Below are 15,631 nucleotides of genomic sequence, written 5' to 3' on the forward strand. Positions count from 1 at the left end.
TCCTGCTCTGCGGTCGTGAGCCGGTCGTCGCGCTCTCCGGCGTCGGCCTCGGCCTGACGCACCCAGGAACGCAGGGCTTCCTTGTGGATGCCCAGCTCACGGGCCACATGAGCGACGGGCCGGCCCGTCGAGCGGACCTCGCGCACGGCGCGCTCACGGAGTTCATCGGGGTACTTGCGGGGTGCTGGCACTGCTCGTGGTTCTCCTTACGCCTGGATCGTAACAAACCCAGACATCAGGGACTCCATGAAAGCCGGAGCAGCTCACCACTGGGCGGCGAGGGTGTCCAGGACCTGCTTGCCGCCCGCCGAGTCCTGGACACCGGCGGCGGTGACGATCAGGACCAGGAGCAGGCCGAGGGTGTCGGTGGCTATGTGGCGCTTGCGTCCCTTGACCTTCTTGCCGCCGTCGTAGCCCTGGCTGTCGGCCGGGGCGTTCGGTGAGGCCTTCACGGACTGGGCGTCGATGATCGCCGCGCTGGGCAGGCTCCGGCGGCCCTTCTTGGCCCGGAGTTGGTCACGGAGTGTGTCGTGGATCTGTTCGGTGGTGCCGTCGCGTTCCCATTCCTTGAAGTAGCCGTAGACGGTGGTGTGGGGCGGGAAGTCGTGCGGAAGGTAGCGCCAGGCGATTCCGGTTCGTGCGACGTAGAGGATCGCGTTCACCACCTCGCGCAGCCCGGTCGTGGGCTCACGTCCTTCGGTGCGGGTGCGTCGCCACTCCAGCAGCATGGGCTCGATGAGCTCCCACTGATCGTCTTTCAGGTCCGAGGGGTATCGGCGTCGTTCTGTCACGGTTGATGAATATCGCGGACACGGACCCGGCCGCCACGAGATCCTGGAACCGAGTCCGCGCCGTGCGAACCAAAGCCGGACAGTTGGGGGGAATCCCCTATCGAACACCCTCTGAGAACCATCTCCTCGACATCCACGCCGATCCCGAGAAGAGAAGCTCAGCTACACGCACCGCATCCATCACGCCGAGGACATGCCCACCGCCCGCTTCTGGCCGGCACGGACCCCGCAATCAGCGACAGAGCCCAGAAGTTGGACCAGAACCCCAGAACTGACAGCACCCAGGCCGGGGACCGAGCGTGTCGGCGGCCTCCGGAATGATGTCCCTGTTCGAGGCCGACGAGAGGGACTGTGATGGATGACGACCCTGGCGACCTGATTCACCTCGCTGATCCGCCGGGGACGAGCGGCCACGTGGTCTCTCTCCGAGTGCTGGAGCAGGTCCCAGGCAGCGACTTCCTCGACTGCTAGTTCATTGTGGAGACCGAGACCATCAACGGCAGCTTCCCTGTCGGCATCACGTCCGATGACCTCGACGCGTGTAAGGAAGCCCTCGACAAGCTCGCTGGTGATCGGTCGGTCTCGTGGCTGAACTCCGGCAGGTCGGTCCAGCTCGAAATCAAGCCGTTGCGGTCTGGTGTGATCGGAGTGTCGATCCATGACGGCCCGTCGTCGCAGGTGACGGTCAGCCTTCCTCTCTCGCCGCCGACCGGCTGGATCGAGGATCACCGTGCGCGTCTTGAGAACGTGCGGCGGGCGCTCGCGGGCTGACCTCTCGGCGCGGCGTTTCGGGTTCCCGCCCAACGAGCGAAGTACTCCCGGGCTCCAGGGACAATGCCGGCGGACGACCGGCGCGACCGCGCCGTAGTCCAGCCTGCAACTCTGTCTCAACCGAGGTGACTCCGGCGCCCGGACGGCAGATACTGCGCCCGTCGAGCAGACTTGCACTGTCGGACGCGGGCAGGGCCGACCTGCCGCCCCTGACTCGTGGGGGCGGCCGGACCACTCGGGGGTTCGGCCGACCGCCCCATTCCACGGTGCCGTCCCAATGCCCTGTGAGCAGGTCCGGCTAGGCCAACACGGTGCAAGGTGGCGACTGCCTGACCGACCGCCGTTGTGCTGACGGGTGATCTCCGGCGATTCACGTCCTGGGGGGGGGTGGACGCGCCGCCGTGCCGGACGGCGTCGGCCATCGCCTCGTGAACGGGGGCGGCGGCCGGCCGTCGGTGCCAGCACCGGGACACCCTCGACGGTGTACCACTCGTCGGCTCCGTCGGAGGCTCGCCGCCGCCCATGGAGAGATCCTCCGCTTGCAGCGCGAACTCGATGCCAAAGGCACTGGCACGTGACCAATTGCAGTCAGCCCGACCGAGACGCCGGCTACGAGTCCGAACGCAGCCCCAGTATGCTGTGCTGGACCACACCGGCGGAAACGTCGGCGGCTCCCGAGGCGTGACGCACCACCTCCACCAGCTGCTGACGAAGTCCCACTGCCGACTCTCCGAGCACGACACCGCTGAGCACCAGCTCCAGCATCCACACGGCAGGGCTGTGGCGGGGCGTGGGACCCGTCATGGTCCGCTCATCTCGGCCGACTTCCCCGGCGCCGTTCCCGTCCGCGACTCGAAGGACCCGGAGGGTCCCGCTCTCGTCTTCCCCGCCGACGCTTGGCGATCCTTCGTCGCCGCGACCGCCGCCGTCGAGTTCGGCGGCGTCCGACCGTCCTCGCGCTCGGCCGCGTGATCGACATCACTCGGCCGGAGTGAAACCCTGTCACGTCCCTTGTCGATCCCTTGACGGTAAGGACCAGCTCGACAAGTCCGGGGGAAGCACCATGGGGGATGACGGGGCGAAGGCCGGTGGGCCGGAGTTCAAGAGCCGGCCGGGCGGCCTGAAGGCGGCCGCGCCGGCCTTCGAGAACCAGAGCAAGGCGCTGAAAGAAAGCGCTGGAGACGCTGAAGAAGAGTCTCGGCGAGGCCGGGAGTCCGTGGGGCGGCGACAAGCAGGGCAACGAGTTCGCCCAGGCCTACATCGGTCCGCACGACAAGGTGCTCTCTGCGCTCGACGTCCTGGTGAAGGGGCTCGCCGGCATCGGCGAGGGGCTGAACGCGCCCGCCGACAACCACACCGGCGCCGACAGCCACGTGCAGAAGGACATGACGTCGTGACCGGCGGCCCTGCGGCGACGGCGGGAGTGCCGCGTGGGTGAGTCCACGGCGGCGAAGGCCGTCCAGAAGCTCACCGGGATGTGGTGGCCGGACGCCGACGCGGACAAGCTCCGCAAGGCGGCGGATGCGTGGGAGGCGATGGCCACCGCCGTCGACAACGTCACCGCGCCCACCAGCCAGGCCGCGACCGCGATCGTCGCGAACAACCACGGCCCGGCGATCGAGGCCTTCGGCAAGTTCTGGGGGCAGTACTACGGCGGCCAGGGCACGGGGTGGCTGCCGGACATCGCCGCGGCCTGCCGGAACCTCGCCAAGGCGCTGCGGGACTTCGCCGCCGAGGTGGACAAGGCGATCAAGAAGCTGGAGGAGGAGGCGGCGATCGTCGGCGCGACGCTGGTCGCCGGCACGGCCCTCGCCGTCTTCACCGCAGGGATCTCCGAGGGCGTGGCCGTCACGGCTGCCGCCGGCATCGTCGCCACCGCGGCCGGCCTCGGTGTCGCGGTCTCCGAGACCATCGCGCTGATCGCCGCCACCGTCCTCACCGGAGTCGTCTTCGGCGCGGTGGAGGCGATCGTCGTCGATGTCGCCGTCGCCCAGCCCATCCGGGTCGAGTTCTTCGACGACGGTGGTTACAGCCTCAAGGAGGCCGTCGACGCCGAGAAGGCCGGCGGGCTCATGGGAGGTGCCGCCGGCGGCTTCGGCGCGGGCGCCCGGGTCGTCGCGACGGCCGCCAGGAGTTCGGAGAGCGCCTCCGTCGCCCTCGCCGGTCTGGCGAAGATCGCGGGCGCCGCCGACAGCCTCCCCGGCCGCATGGTGACCGGTGCCGGCCTCGCCTACGGCTATGACGCCGCCTTCCAGACCGGGCCGGTCATGCCCCTGGACCTCATCCTCGGCGCCGTCGGCGGCGCGGCCGCGCCGGGGAGCAAGACGCCGAAGCGTCGGCCCGGCTTCACCGGCGCCGAGGCCCTAAAGCCGCAGCTCCGCGCGAAAGGATACGATGTAAAGTGAGCATGAATTCCCCCCAGTTGATGGTCGAGCGCCTCAAGCGAATCCATTGGACGGCCCACAAGGAAGCACTTGAGAAGTCGTTCTCCCGTGCAGCGCTCATGAAGGAGTACATGCGTCGGACCGCGCTCTGGCTGGACGTCTACGGGGACACCAAGTACTGGCCCATCTTCGATCTCGCGGCCGTCGTGGCACCGGACGTACGGGCTGACCCTGCCGTGGTCGCCGAGGTCGAGGAATTCGTCGACGCCGCATCGAGCAGGTGGTACGCCGTCGAAACCTCGGTAGCGGCCGTCCACTGGGCAGCCCTGTCCGACGCCCCCGGGCTGAACCTCCCGCCGCTTCCCGACCCCTTTGAACCGCTGATCCGGGTTTACGAACGCGGTGGCCTCTTCTCGTTCGCCAACGGCTTCGTGGACTTCGACACAAGTATGGTCCCGTGCCGCGACTGGCGTTCCCACCTGTCCACCACCCCCGTCGTCGAACTGGACGACGCCTCCCTCGACGCCTTCGACGAGCGGAGCTGGGCCGAATTCCACGCCTTGGCGGCCCGTACCGATCCTCCGGGCGACCGGTGACTTCCAATGCTGTGCAGGCGGTGGTCGATCGCCTCAAGGGCATCGACTGGGCGGATTGCAAGTCCGCCCACGAGAAGCCCTTCTCCCGTGCGGCGCTCATGGAGGAGTACCTCCGTCGGGCCGCACTATGGCTCGACGCGTACGGGACACCGACGAGTGGCCGTTCTTCGATCTCGCGGCGATCGTGGCGCCGGGAATCCGGGCTGATCAGGCGCTGGTCGCAGCCATCGAGGACTTCGTGGAGGACGCTTCCAACTCGTGGCACGCCGTCGAAGCCTCGACGGCGGCCGTCCAATGGGCATCCCTGCACGACGCTCCCGGTCTGAGCCTCAGCCCGCTGCCGGACCCCTTCGAGCCCCTGCTCCGCCTCTTCGAACGCGGCGGCGCCGCCTTCTCCTTCGCCGACGGCTTCATCGACTTCGGCATCCTGATGGTCAGGCGCGGCAACTGGCGTTCGCACCTTTCCCCGAGTCCGGTCGTCGAGCTCGACGACGACACCCTCGACGCCCTCGACGAACGGAGGTGGGCCGAATCCCGGGCCCTGGCCGCCCACGTCAACCCCCCGACCGACAAGAGCTGACCGACACACACGTGATCGAGGCACAGGGAACGCAGCGCTGCCGCCCGGCGGGCGAGGCCGCACGGCCGCGGTGGGGGCGTCCTCGCGCCGCGGCTCGCACGGCAACTGGGCGCCGAGCAGGCCCCGCAAGCGGGCAGCCCGGCGGGCCAAGCCACGCCAGGACACGGGGCGGCGAGAACGCTGCGGGGCGGCGGCACGGGACACTGTCGGGTACGAGCTGCGCTTCGGGCGCAGGTAAGCGAGAGTAGAAGTCTGTGCTCGGCGGCGGGCAGGTGGGGCAGGCCCGCGAACAGCACCGTCAAGGCCTGCGACGCCGTCACCGATTGGCCTGCGACGGCGCAGCGGGCCCGCGCCGCAGGCTGGAGACAGCAAGGCCTGAACTCCGGCCTCAATCCCGAGAGTCGGTCTCTTCGGTCACTGGCACCGAGCTGACCAGCACAAACACCCAGAGACCCGAACACGGGGGCTGGACACCAACGCGTCGGCCTGCTCGCGGACGTCCACGTATTGGGGCGCACGCTCGGCGCACCTGTGAGGGTCCGCGCAAGTCGGTGGTGCCGCTGCGCCGGGCAGGACCGGCTGGCCGCGTGGGGGGTGCGCTCCGGCCGTCCCAGCCCCCAAGTCCCGCGTGGCGCGCCGCCGTCCGCGCCCTCTGACACCTCCGGCCGGGACGTCCAGGCGAACCGCGAGCAAGCCGGACACGACGCACAAGCCCGGAGCAGCGCCGGGCCACCGGCCGGCCGCGCGAGGCCAGGCCCCCACGGGAGGGACCGCTTCGAGGCCCTGGCAGGACCGGAACCCGTGGTGCGTGCCGCATCCCGTTGCCCGCGGCGCGCACCGCACAGGCGCCTCAACAGCAGTGCACTCCCGGCCGGCTCTGTTCACTTCTGGGGGTTCTGGTCCAACTTCTGTGGCGAGGTGACAGCGAGTGTTGTCGGCCGCATGTGATTGGGTGCGCGGAGAGTTCGGCAGTCATCACCTTCGGGAGGATCGTCCATGTCGCAGTACCCGTCGCTGACCCGCGCCTTGGCGGAGGCGCTCGTGGATCTCGCCTGGTTCGTCGAGAGCGCGGACGACGAGCACATGGATCAGGATGATGCGGTGAAGGTACTGGAGGGTGTCGCCGCGATGGTGCATCGCCTGTCGAACTCCCAGCGTGCAGAGTTTCAGCAGGTGATTGAGGCAATGACCAAGGCCGAGAGCGATTCCAGCCGCCGTGAATTCCTGGAAGCGTTCCCAGCCGGCTTCGGACTCGTGGAGTAGTCGCCAACCGGCTCCGGCTCAGGACGCGAGGAGCACTCGCATCCTCAGGAGCGCAAAGCCGGCGCGTCCATACATCTGTCGCTTCAGCATCTTAAAAGTTACGTGGAATCTGTCCGGGGTGATCATATCTCCCCGGTGCAACCACGGACTTGGGAGATGTGTTGAGCGGCACGTCGGTGCTGACGGAGAAGTGGCCGGTGCTGGGCCGGCACGAGCAGGCGGCGGTGTGGCTGCAGAGCTGGACTGATCTCGGTCGGGCGCCGAGGACGATCGACCCCTACGCCCGCGGATTGGCCGCATACCTGGTGATGTGCGAGCGGGATGACGTCGATCCGGTCACCGCGAATCGCGCCCACATTGCCGCCTACGTGCGGGAGTTGACGTCACGGCCGCGCCGTCGGGGCGCGAACGTGGTGGCGATCGACTCGGGATCGGGGCTGGCGAACGCCACAATCCAGCAGCGCCTGGTGCCGGTCCGCCTGTTCTACGACTTCCTCATGGAGGAGGGCCTGCGCGAGTCGAACCCGGTGGGCCGGGGCCGCAACACCCCTGGCCGCCAGCGGGGCGGGCAGCAGCGCGGACTGGTGCCGCGGCTCACGAAACTGCCGTGGATCCCCAGCGAACAGGAGTGGCTGGGGATCCTGCAGGTCACGCTGGTGGAGCCGGTCCTCAACCGGGTGATGCTGGCCCTGGCCTACGATTCCGCGCTGCGGCGAGAGGAGCTGTGCTCGCTGCGGACCGACGACCTCGATCCGTCCCACCGGACGCTGAGGGTGCGGGCAGACACGACGAAGAACCGGCTGGAGCGGGTGGTTCCGTACTCGGCGTCGACCGGCGTGCTGATGTCGGCCTACCTCGCCCACCGGGCCACGATCAGCCGGGCCAGGGGGCCATTGTGCCTGTCGGAGTCCCGGCGCAACCACGGGCAGCCGCTGACCCTGTGGACCTGGTCGAAGGTGGTCCGCCGGATCGCCCTGGCAGCCGGTGTCCCGAGGTTCTCGACCCACCCCACCCGGCACCTGTGTCTGACTGATCTGGCCGGAGGCGTACGGCTGCTTCTGGAAGAGCATCTCGGACTTGTCGGCGCCGCCCTCCCCCGTCTGGATTGTCCGGTACGAGGCCTGTTCGGCGGTCTTCTTGGACGCGGCCATCAGCACGGTCGGAGCGTCGGTCCGCTTGTTCACGGCCTTGTCCCCGGCCGGCCTCGCCCCCGCTGCACTGCTGTGGGGCTCCCCGCCGCAGCCCGCCAGGACCATCGTGAGCGCCGCTCCCGCGGCCGCCACCGCGATGCCCCAAGGGGGCTTCAGCCCAAGGCGACCGTGACGCCGCCCTCGCGGAGGACTTCCAGGACCTCATCGAAGTAGGACCCGATCACGGCGGAGTTGGCGGCGAGGACGTGGCGGGCGATGATCGGCTGCACCCCAGGATGAAGCCCGATCCCCCGTGCAGTCAGTCCTCCCACGACCACCGGTTGAAGTACCACCACCGACCGCGCGGTGCAACGGTGTGTCTCAGGGCCGGATGATCGAGAATTCTGCTGTCCAGACGTCCGACGATACGGGCGAGCTCGCGCGCGGACTTCGAGGGCAGAGCATGCATGGCGATCTCCAGGACCTCCCGCCACTCGTCCGGCTCCGGTGGACAGCAGGACGGTTGACCACATCCCGTGCGAACGTCAGGCGAACGCCGTCGCGGAGTACGCGCCAGCTCACTCCAGGCAGCCAGGGCCTTGCCCAGGTCACCAGGCGCGAAGCGAGTTCGCTCCAAGCGGATGATCTCGGCCTGCGCCGAGCCGGAAACCTGACCGATCTTCGAATATCGCCCACGCTCAGCCGGGAACCTTCGGCGGCCCGAGCGCAGGTCCGAGGGCCGCCTACGCGGCATGGTCCTTTCGCTGCACTGTCATGGCACCAGTGTGTCAGAACACAGGCGACCATTCGTCAGCAGGACACCGGGACCATCCGAAGACCGCGCGCACCGCTACGGTCCGGACCCCCGGACCGCCTCCAACGGACCGCGCCCCACGAAGCCGGTCCCCCAGCGGACGGCACCGGCTGTTCGACCGGCCGGACCGCGCCCTGCGTCCGGCAGCCACAGCTCCGCCCGCCGCTCCCGCGCCGCCGCGCCACGCCCGCCGACCACGACCGCCATCCGCCTCATCCGCCCGCGCCCGGCCCCCGGCCGCTCCCGCGCGCGCGACACCACCCGCAGCCGCACCCGCGCTCCCGGCCACTCCCCCACCACCACCACGCGCCGGCTCACTGTGACCAGGCGCTCGCGCACCGGGTCAGCAACAGCACACTGAAGCCGTCGGCCAGCGCGAGGCGCCGCGCGCACCCGGCCGCGATCAGCGTGTTCCCGGAGCTGTCGCCGCCACCACCGTGGCCCGGCCGCCCTACTTCACCGCGCGTACGGCGGCCGCGACGGCCTCCTCCTGGAACCAGTGCAGCGGCAGCGGGTTCACGAGGCCTGCAGCGACCGGTTGCACCGGGAGCGGGAGCACCCGGGAGGCCGCGACGTTGGCCACGGTCGGGGCTTCCCCTCGGCGGTGACAGTGATGGGCTCCACGGCAGTTCTTCTCCTGTTGTGCCTGACTCGTACGTGTCGCACGCGGATGATGCGGTGGCGTCGGCCAGGGGCTGGACGCCGGTGTGAAGGTCGGGGTCGTCAGGGGTTGTGGCCGTCCCTCACGACCTCTTCCGCTTCTTCCAGCGCTTCGAGAACGAGCGCACGGACAGCGGGGACGGGATGGGTGGCGTGGCGGTGCAGGAAGTCGATGATCTGCGGTGCGGAGTCTGCGAGTTGAGGAACGAGGTAGCAGACCGCATCGAACTGGTCGAGGTCGGCCGGATCGGCCATGTGCAGGATGTCGGGGACGACGTCCAAGATCCGAGCCCGGCAGTACGCAGCGGTGTCGACCGTCCTCTCACCCACCTCGACGGTCAAACCCGGGGTCCTGGCGTCGAGGATCTCCTCAAGGATCCTCAGCGCGGCGCTGTTCAGCCGCCCACCGGCCCGGACGTGCCCGGCGATGAAGTCCACGCACGCCGCGGCCGCGGTGTAGAGCTGGCCCTGGTTGGCGACCTCGCAGTACAGCACCGAGCGGGCACCGCGGCTTTCCCTGGGAGCGCCGGTGACCAGGCGTTCCAGGTACGGGGGGAGCTCGGAGGCCGGCTGGCTCAGGGTCCGTAGAGACGACCAGTCCCACGTCTGCGTCGTCACGCTCTTGACTCCTCGGTCGAGGTGGAAATGTGTGCTCACTGCCTGAACCAGAGCCGCGCACGCCGAGACTGCGGAAGGGCGCCCTCCCCTGTTCGGGGCGGACGCCCTTCCGTATCGGCCGCTACGGGCCGGGACGCCGGGTGGGCTTCCGGTTCGGGGGCTGGTTCTTGACGGCGCTGCAGGCGAGCAGTTCCGTGCCGGCGGCGTTGAAGTAGAGGGTGAAGAACCAGGACCGGTCCGGCGCGTCGAGGAGGCCGGTTCGGAACGGTACGTCGCGGTGTCGGGAGAGGATCTCGACCGACTCGTCGAGGCCGACGGTGGTCAGGCCGATTCGTCGTGCGCGGCGCAGCCGTGTGGCGGCGATGCCGCGCACCATCCAGTCGGGCGCCTCGCGGTCGGACAGCCGCAGCTCGCCGCCGGCCAGGAGAGCTTCGCGGGCCGGGGCGCAGGCGGCGGTCTGGTCTGCGAGCATGGCGGCCAGACCGGGCCGGGTCGGGTGCTCGTTCTGGCTGGTCATGCCGAGACCGTAGTCACCGGCCGGTGGAGGGTGCCACCGGATTTGGGCGGTGGGGCCTCCGATGGTCGGAGCAATCTGCTGTGATGTCGAGGAAGTTGGGTGAGATCAGCTGATGCTGGTGGCCTTTCAGGCGGCGAAGACCGCTGCAGCGCGAGCCCGGTGGATAGGGAACAAGCTCAGCCGCCGGCCAGCGTCTGCGGGCCCGGCTCACAGGCGCCGTACGGCGCAGCGCCAGCAGCACCTGGCACAAGGCCTCCGGACTGGTGAGGGGCTGGCGCCGCGCCTGGCCCCCTTCGGGCAAGGCCCTCTCCCTGTCGTCCGGGTCCGCCGCAGTCGAGGGCAGCAGCCCGGCTCCGGCGGGGATGACCCTGGAGTCCGTGGCACGACAGGGATGGCCCCGCTTTCGTGGGGATGGCAGTTGGCCTTGATTCACCGGCGCTGGCCGCAGTCGAGCATGCCGTGCAATGGCACCCCGCCGAGGAAGATGCGCTCGGCATCGCGGGCCTGCACGGCCGGGTCCAGGACTCCCCGGAAGAACGTCTTGGTGAGGGTGCGCTGCTGGAAGGCGTGGACGAAGCCGCACGTCATGGGCACCCCCAGATAGGCGAGCGCCGGACGGTACGGTCGGGCCGTGCGGGATCGAGCGCAGTGCCGTCGGCGGTCGAACACCACGCATAGGCGCGCACCGTGCCGTCACCAGCCAGCACGTATCCCTCCACGTAGGCCCCCGGCAGGAGCCGGGCGATGCTCAGCGCGTTGCGGTGACACTGCCCGGGCGCCCCACGGCGCGGGACACCCGAGCGAGGCCACGGCGCGGGAGTGAACAGGCGGCCCTGGTCGAGCACGACACGGGCACCCCGGGCGTCGGCCGTGGCGGCCATCACCACCACGGCCCTGAGAAGGACGCGGTCGTGACGGGTCACCAGGTCTGCGGGCACCCACCGAGTCTGCGCCCGCCCGGCAGACCCGGCCCGCCGACAGGACGGCACGCTGGCCCGAGCGAGCGAACTCCACTGTCGGCGGGCGAGGCGGCGCTCCCAGCCGCCGACCTGCGCTCGCCGGCCGCCCGCGAGCCGGCCGGCACCCCGGCGACGGGCGCTCCCGGCCGGTGCCGGGGACAAACTCGCGCAGATCCCGAGGCGCACGGCCCGGGCGTTGGTCGACCTCCCGGTCCTGAAGTTCCGGAGGGAGCCGTGGAGGTGACCGTGCCTGCGTCGGCGGGACAGGGCATCGAGATTTCGCTACGAGGCGTCCCTGGGTCCTTCGCCGTGAAACGCCCCTAGGAGAGCACCCATTGGGGCGAGTGGCCGGGGTCGGCCGGGCAGGTGAAGACGTGCAGGTCCCGGTCCCGGCCGAATCGGAGCCGGGTGGGTTGGGCAACGGATTGGCCACCCCGGATCGATGCCTTCCCCCTCAGGGTTGGATCTCGGTCCTCCACAGGCACCCAGCTGTGCGAGCCGGCGTCCATCTCATGGCCCTCCGCCGTCAGCAGCAGCCGCATGGGGGTTGCGCAGGACGCGCAGTCGACGGTCATCGGGCCAGTCGACGCCCAGCTGGGGTAGCCGCCGACGCGCCAGCCGGGAGGGATCGACAGGTCGTACTGGTAGCTGGGGGCATCGGGGCCGTGTTCCGCTTCCTGGGCGTCGTCCCACGCGTCGATTCGCGCGATCAGCGAGGCGGGCAGTGTGTCGTCCTCCGCCCAGGGATAGGTGTCCACCTCTTCCGGATGCAGGACACATGGCTCGGGGAGTTCGTCCTCCCATCGAAGCAGGGGCACTTCGGGCGGAGCGGTAAGAAAGCGTTCCGCGTGCTCGGTCTGCTCGGCCTGCCGCCACCGCAGTCGGTACCGGCGCTCCAGGTACGGGCCGTGGGTGAAGAGGCACCGGAAGAGCTGCACCAGGTCTGCACCGCCGGGCCCGTAGGCAAGGCCGGGGATGTCACGGCGGAAGAACTGGGCCAGCCCCACGAAAGGCACCGGACCGTCCTGTTCGGCACTCCATGGCCGGCTCGGCGGCCAGACGCCAGCGGCCCGGGCACTGCGGATCTCCTCCGGTGCGTACCCCTCGGTCTCGCGCTGGTGCGGCTCGTAGCAGAGCGGCCAGGGTTCGCCGTCCGGCCACAGCATCGGCCCGCCGACGTGGCTGTCATGCATGCCGGGCTGCCCCGGTCTCGGGTGCAACCGGGTCGTCCGGGCCCGGTAGGGGGCCAACTCCGGGAACACGACCTCCACGGACACCGGTCTGGTCGGTGTGGTCCTCGTCATGCGCAGACCGTACGCGGCCGGGCAAGGGCCACGCGAACGGATTGCCGCGAGCCCGGTGCGGCACCCTGACCGACGACCGAACCTCGGCTGGCGCCCTCACCTCGTAGTTCAGAGAAGCCTGCGTCCGATGCCCCGTACTCATCGTCGCCCCCGCGGAGAGGGCCCGGCTGGTTGAAATCTGCGACAACCTCGCCGACCGGATCGCCGAAGCCCAACGCGAGGGCTGGCTCGGCGAAGTCGAAGGGCGCTCTGTCAGCCTCGCCGCAGCGCAGGAGAAACTCCAGCAACTCGACATCCAGCAGGAGCGCAGGGCCTCCCCCGTCTTCATAGGTATCCCCAGGTTCGACCAGATCGTCGCTCGCACGAACGAGGCAGGGAATCCGGGAAGGCCGACCGGTCGAAGCCTGGCACGCTCATCCCCTCGCGCGATTGCCGACCAAGAGCACCCCTGTCGGTGGTCGCTGCGATGATCGCTGCACAATGACGCGAGGAGATCATCGTGGGCACCTGGGGCATCGGTCCATTCGAGAACGACATGGCCGCCGACTTCGCCGACGCCCTGGACGAGGCCGCAGAGGATGAGCGCGAGGCCCTGGTCCGAACGACGCTGATCCGCACCGTCCAGACCCAGGGCTACCTTGAGAGCCCTGAAGGAGCAGAGGCCGTCGCTGCCGCCGCTCTCGTGGCCGCGCAGTGCCCGGGCGGTGAGCCGATCAGCAGTAGCTACGGCCCCGACGAGGCTCTTCCGATCTTTGCCAGCGATCTTCAACAGCTTGCTGCTGAGGCACTCGATCGGGTGGTCGCCGAGGCGTCCGAGCTCGCCGATCTCTGGGACGAGGCATTCGGTGGCCCGAAATGGCGGCAGACCATCAGTCGTCTCCGCTCCGTGGTCGCTCCCGAGCCCGAACCTCAGGAAGATTCGCTGTTCGATCTTTAACGCGACGAGCCAGAGCCCCTGAGCAGAGCCACAGGGTTACTCAGGTTGAACTCGCCTTGTCGTAGGTGCTGACGGACCTTGATCCCTGCGGTATGACATCGGGGTGCGATACGCGCAAGGGGGCGGGTTCACTGCCCAGGAGCAACAGCGTCGGGAGCGGGTGCGGCTGGAGGCCGCCGAGCGGTTTGGACGGGGTGACGGCAACAGGGTGATCGCGGCTGACCTTCGGGTCACCGTGCGGTCGGTGGAGCGGTGGCGTCAGGCCTGGCGGCAGGCCGGTTCGGCCGGCTTGGAGTCGAAGGGGCCGCAGTCGCTGCCCCGGCTCGGCGAGCGGCAGTTCGCCTTGTTGGAGCGTGAGTTGGAGAAGGAGCCGCCGGCGCATGGCTGGGAGGACCAGCGGTGGACGCTGGCGCGGATCAAGACTCTGATCGGCCGGCGGTTCCACGTCTCCTACACGGTCCAGGGCGTGTGGAAGCTGATGCGACGCAACGGCTGGTCGTGCCAGCAGCCGGTCCGCCGGGCGATTGAGCGCGACGACGGAGCGGTCGAGGTATGGAAGAAGCAGGTGTGGCCGCAGGTAAAAGCCTAGGGGCGGCGCTCGGGGCCTGGCTGGTGTTCGAGGACGAGGCCGGGGTCTCGATGACGCCGGCACGGGCCCGCACCTGGGGGCGCCGTGGCCGCACGCCCGTCGTCCGGGTGCGCGGTCGCTCCCGCCGACGGGTCTCGATCGCGGCCCTGACCTGCTACAAACCCGGTGAGCGGTCACGGCTGATCTACCGGCCCAGGCCGGACGACGGCCAGGGCCGGAACAAGGGTCGCAAGAGCTTCGCCTGGACCGACTACCGTGACCTGATCGTCGCGGCGCGCAACCAGCTGGGCGGTCCGATCGTCCTGATCTCGGACAACCTGAACACCCACCTGGCAGCCGGCATGAAGGAGTTCATCGCCGCCACGGACTGGCTCACCGTCTACCAGCTGCCCCCGTACGCGCCCGACCTCGACCCGGTCGAGGGCATCTGGTCGCTGCTGCGACGCGGATTCCCGGCCAACGTCGCCTTCGTCGACCCGGACCACCTCGTACGGACGGTCAGACGCGGCTCACGGAAGATCCAGTACCGACCTCAGCTCATCGACGGCTGCCTCGCCGCGACCGGACTGATCACCGACATCGCGAGTTCAACCTGAGTAAGGGCCATTTTGGGCACGAGCCCAAGAGGGCGTGCCGGCAGGAGGCGGCACGGGGTGCCGACGAACCCCTCGCGAAGCGCATCCAGGCCCCGAAGCCAAGCCGGTGCGCATCGCCAGTGACCCCCACCTGTTGCTGCAGGCCAGCGCTGGAGGAGTGGTGCATCTCCTCCGCGTGGAGGAGGACAAAGACCTCGCGGCGCAGCTTCTCGCTGCCTGACGAGGCCGAGGACGTACAGCTCGCCCTCCCACGGATCGAGGGCTTCTTCCGGACCTGTCGACTGGGCCAGTGAGCAGTACGCGGCTGCGTCGTCTGGCTGCGTAGGTGAGACCTGACAGCACATGTCGGTGAGTTCCGACACGGGCGCAGCGGGCCGGTTGGGCGGAGCTCGACCAGGAGCAGCGGGAGCTGCTGTCGGCGCTCGGGATCGGCGAGGACGTCGAGCTGGCGGCCGCGGCGTAGCCGAAGCGGGCCACGCGCGGGTTCCGAGGTCCCACCAGGAGGACGGGACGTCGCTGGGCACCTGGTTGAACAACCAGAAGGCAAGGCGGGACAGGAGGGTGTCAGTATACCGACAGTGGGGCACGCCACGGTCAGCGTGTCGCAGAGCAAACTGCCCCCACACAGAGGGAGGGAGAGCTACATACCCATGGGAAAACCCGACTTCACCACCGGCCCGGTCGCCCCGGCAGCGGCATCGACACCCGGCACGCCGCCGAGCACCTCGCCGTACGCCAACCCCGCCAAGAGCGGCGACCCAGCGCCCTGGAACGCCGCTCCCCCCGGCATGGCGACCACCCAATTGGACACCCCGCACGAACTCGCCACCTCGGCCGGGATAGCCCGGCAGATCGCCACCGACCTCAACCAGGCCAACGGCGACAGCGGGCCCCTCACGCTGAGCCTCAGTGACCACGTGAGCACCGCGTCGGCGGGTACCCGCGGTTTCGCCTTCAGCAGCGCGCTCACCAGCTGCACCGAACGGTGGCTGAAGCAGTGCACAGCCCTGCACGACCGGATCGACGGGATCGCCACCAACCTCGACACCACTCAGCGGACGTACACGGCCAACGAGGCCAGGAACGCCCAGCTGTTCGGCACGGCAGTTCACTAAGGGGGAA

At 69.5% G+C, this 15,631-nt stretch carries 19 protein-coding genes; 11 read left to right on the plus strand and 8 right to left on the minus strand.

Features of this window, described 5'->3' with window-relative positions; genetic code table 11:
• Together ACIGG8_RS29000 and ACIGG8_RS29005 are read right to left on the minus strand one after the other, a co-directional pair.
• Positions 1 to 191: transposase (locus ACIGG8_RS29000; RefSeq protein ID WP_396551729.1), on the minus strand; the 191-nt coding region annotated here is incomplete at its 3' end.
• A 72-nt stretch (positions 192 to 263) separates the two neighbouring features.
• Positions 264 to 791, minus strand: coding sequence for an IS5 family transposase (locus ACIGG8_RS29005; protein WP_396551730.1), 528 nt, complete (start codon positions 789 to 791; stop codon positions 264 to 266).
• A 477-nt stretch (positions 792 to 1,268) separates the two neighbouring features.
• On the opposite strand from ACIGG8_RS29005, the gene ACIGG8_RS29010 reads away from it, so the two are divergent.
• A complete protein-coding gene (locus tag ACIGG8_RS29010; protein WP_396551731.1) occupies positions 1,269 to 1,562 on the plus strand; it encodes a DUF5959 family protein in 294 nt (97 codons plus the stop codon).
• A gap of 609 nt (positions 1,563 to 2,171) precedes the next feature.
• Here the strand turns inward: ACIGG8_RS29010 and ACIGG8_RS29015 are convergent.
• A complete protein-coding gene (locus ACIGG8_RS29015) occupies positions 2,172 to 2,366 on the minus strand; it encodes a hypothetical protein (protein ID WP_396551816.1) in 195 nt (64 codons plus the stop codon).
• Here ACIGG8_RS29015 and ACIGG8_RS29020 point away from each other — a divergent pair.
• From ACIGG8_RS29020 to ACIGG8_RS29045, 6 genes are all read left to right on the plus strand, one after another.
• Entirely contained in the window at positions 2,343 to 2,534 is a 192-nt protein-coding gene (locus ACIGG8_RS29020) for a DUF397 domain-containing protein (protein ID WP_396551811.1), read from the plus strand. The two genes, ACIGG8_RS29015 and ACIGG8_RS29020, sit on opposite strands and share 24 nt — an antisense overlap.
• A gap of 458 nt (positions 2,535 to 2,992) precedes the next feature.
• On the plus strand, positions 2,993 to 3,967 hold the full coding sequence (locus ACIGG8_RS29025) for a hypothetical protein (protein ID WP_396551732.1): 975 nt from the start codon (positions 2,993 to 2,995) through the stop codon (positions 3,965 to 3,967).
• Positions 3,964 to 4,542 (plus strand): hypothetical protein, encoded by a 579-nt coding sequence (locus ACIGG8_RS29030; RefSeq protein ID WP_396551733.1) that lies wholly within the window; start codon positions 3,964 to 3,966, stop codon positions 4,540 to 4,542. Before ACIGG8_RS29025 ends, ACIGG8_RS29030 begins: the two co-directional genes overlap by 4 nt.
• Positions 4,543 to 4,669: 127 nt before the next feature.
• The gene (locus tag ACIGG8_RS29035; protein WP_396551734.1) at positions 4,670 to 5,122 is read left to right on the plus strand and encodes a hypothetical protein; all 453 of its coding nucleotides are present in this window, start codon (positions 4,670 to 4,672) and stop codon (positions 5,120 to 5,122) included.
• 996 nt (positions 5,123 to 6,118) lie between these two features.
• Positions 6,119 to 6,385, plus strand: coding sequence for a hypothetical protein (locus ACIGG8_RS29040; RefSeq protein WP_396551735.1), 267 nt, complete (start codon positions 6,119 to 6,121; stop codon positions 6,383 to 6,385).
• 161 nt (positions 6,386 to 6,546) lie between these two features.
• Positions 6,547 to 7,749: a tyrosine-type recombinase/integrase gene (locus tag ACIGG8_RS29045; protein WP_396551736.1), complete on the plus strand. Its 1,203-nt coding sequence runs from the start codon at positions 6,547 to 6,549 to the stop codon at positions 7,747 to 7,749.
• Between the two features lie 1,031 nt (positions 7,750 to 8,780).
• On the opposite strand, the gene ACIGG8_RS29050 is transcribed toward ACIGG8_RS29045, so the two are convergent.
• The 5 genes from ACIGG8_RS29050 to ACIGG8_RS29070 form a co-directional block, all read right to left on the minus strand.
• Complete coding sequence (locus ACIGG8_RS29050) at positions 8,781 to 8,912, minus strand: hypothetical protein (protein WP_396551737.1); 132 nt, start codon at positions 8,910 to 8,912, stop codon at positions 8,781 to 8,783.
• Between the two features lie 140 nt (positions 8,913 to 9,052).
• Positions 9,053 to 9,607 carry a hypothetical protein gene (locus ACIGG8_RS29055; protein WP_396551738.1) on the minus strand — a complete coding sequence of 185 codons (555 nt, stop codon included), beginning with the start codon at positions 9,605 to 9,607 and terminating at the stop codon, positions 9,053 to 9,055.
• Between the two features lie 121 nt (positions 9,608 to 9,728).
• Entirely contained in the window at positions 9,729 to 10,124 is a 396-nt protein-coding gene (locus ACIGG8_RS29060) for a hypothetical protein (RefSeq protein ID WP_396551739.1), read from the minus strand.
• 429 nt (positions 10,125 to 10,553) lie between these two features.
• Entirely contained in the window at positions 10,554 to 10,718 is a 165-nt protein-coding gene (locus ACIGG8_RS29065) for a hypothetical protein (RefSeq protein WP_396551740.1), read from the minus strand.
• Positions 10,719 to 11,403: 685 nt separating this feature from the next.
• The gene (locus ACIGG8_RS29070) at positions 11,404 to 12,276 is read right to left on the minus strand and encodes a hypothetical protein (protein WP_396551741.1); all 873 of its coding nucleotides are present in this window, start codon (positions 12,274 to 12,276) and stop codon (positions 11,404 to 11,406) included.
• 610 nt (positions 12,277 to 12,886) lie between these two features.
• Between ACIGG8_RS29070 and ACIGG8_RS29075 the strand changes: the two genes are divergently transcribed.
• The 4 genes from ACIGG8_RS29075 (at position 12,887) to ACIGG8_RS29090 (ending at position 15,624) form a co-directional block, all read left to right on the plus strand.
• Positions 12,887 to 13,324 carry a DUF4259 domain-containing protein gene (locus ACIGG8_RS29075; protein WP_396551742.1) on the plus strand — a complete coding sequence of 146 codons (438 nt, stop codon included), beginning with the start codon at positions 12,887 to 12,889 and terminating at the stop codon, positions 13,322 to 13,324.
• A gap of 103 nt (positions 13,325 to 13,427) precedes the next feature.
• Positions 13,428 to 13,913: a winged helix-turn-helix domain-containing protein gene (locus ACIGG8_RS29080; protein ID WP_396551743.1), complete on the plus strand. Its 486-nt coding sequence runs from the start codon at positions 13,428 to 13,430 to the stop codon at positions 13,911 to 13,913.
• The gene (locus tag ACIGG8_RS29085; protein ID WP_396551744.1) at positions 13,877 to 14,509 is read left to right on the plus strand and encodes a transposase; all 633 of its coding nucleotides are present in this window, start codon (positions 13,877 to 13,879) and stop codon (positions 14,507 to 14,509) included. Before ACIGG8_RS29080 ends, ACIGG8_RS29085 begins: the two co-directional genes overlap by 37 nt.
• 650 nt (positions 14,510 to 15,159) lie before the next feature.
• Positions 15,160 to 15,624, plus strand: a complete 465-nt coding sequence (locus tag ACIGG8_RS29090; RefSeq protein ID WP_396551745.1) for a hypothetical protein — start codon at positions 15,160 to 15,162, stop codon at positions 15,622 to 15,624.
• Positions 15,625 to 15,631: the final 7 nt, after the last annotated feature.

Source organism: Kitasatospora sp. NPDC085464 (genome assembly GCF_044541955.1).
Taxonomy (GTDB): Bacteria; Actinomycetota; Actinomycetes; order Streptomycetales; family Streptomycetaceae; genus Kitasatospora.

Coding starts and splice junctions, on each gene's coding strand:
- ACIGG8_RS29035 (WP_396551734.1), top strand. CDS start 4,670: ATGGCTCGACGCGTACGGGACACCGACGAGTGGCCGTTCTTCGATCTC.
- ACIGG8_RS29090 (WP_396551745.1), top strand. CDS start 15,160: ATGGGAAAACCCGACTTCACCACCGGCCCGGTCGCCCCGGCAGCGGCA.
- ACIGG8_RS29085 (WP_396551744.1), top strand. CDS start 13,877: ATGGAAGAAGCAGGTGTGGCCGCAGGTAAAAGCCTAGGGGCGGCGCTC.
- ACIGG8_RS29060 (WP_396551739.1), bottom strand. CDS start 10,124: ATGACCAGCCAGAACGAGCACCCGACCCGGCCCGGTCTGGCCGCCATG.
- ACIGG8_RS29015 (WP_396551816.1), bottom strand. CDS start 2,366: ATGACGGGTCCCACGCCCCGCCACAGCCCTGCCGTGTGGATGCTGGAG.
- ACIGG8_RS29040 (WP_396551735.1), top strand. CDS start 6,119: ATGTCGCAGTACCCGTCGCTGACCCGCGCCTTGGCGGAGGCGCTCGTG.
- ACIGG8_RS29070 (WP_396551741.1), bottom strand. CDS start 12,276: ATGCATGACAGCCACGTCGGCGGGCCGATGCTGTGGCCGGACGGCGAA.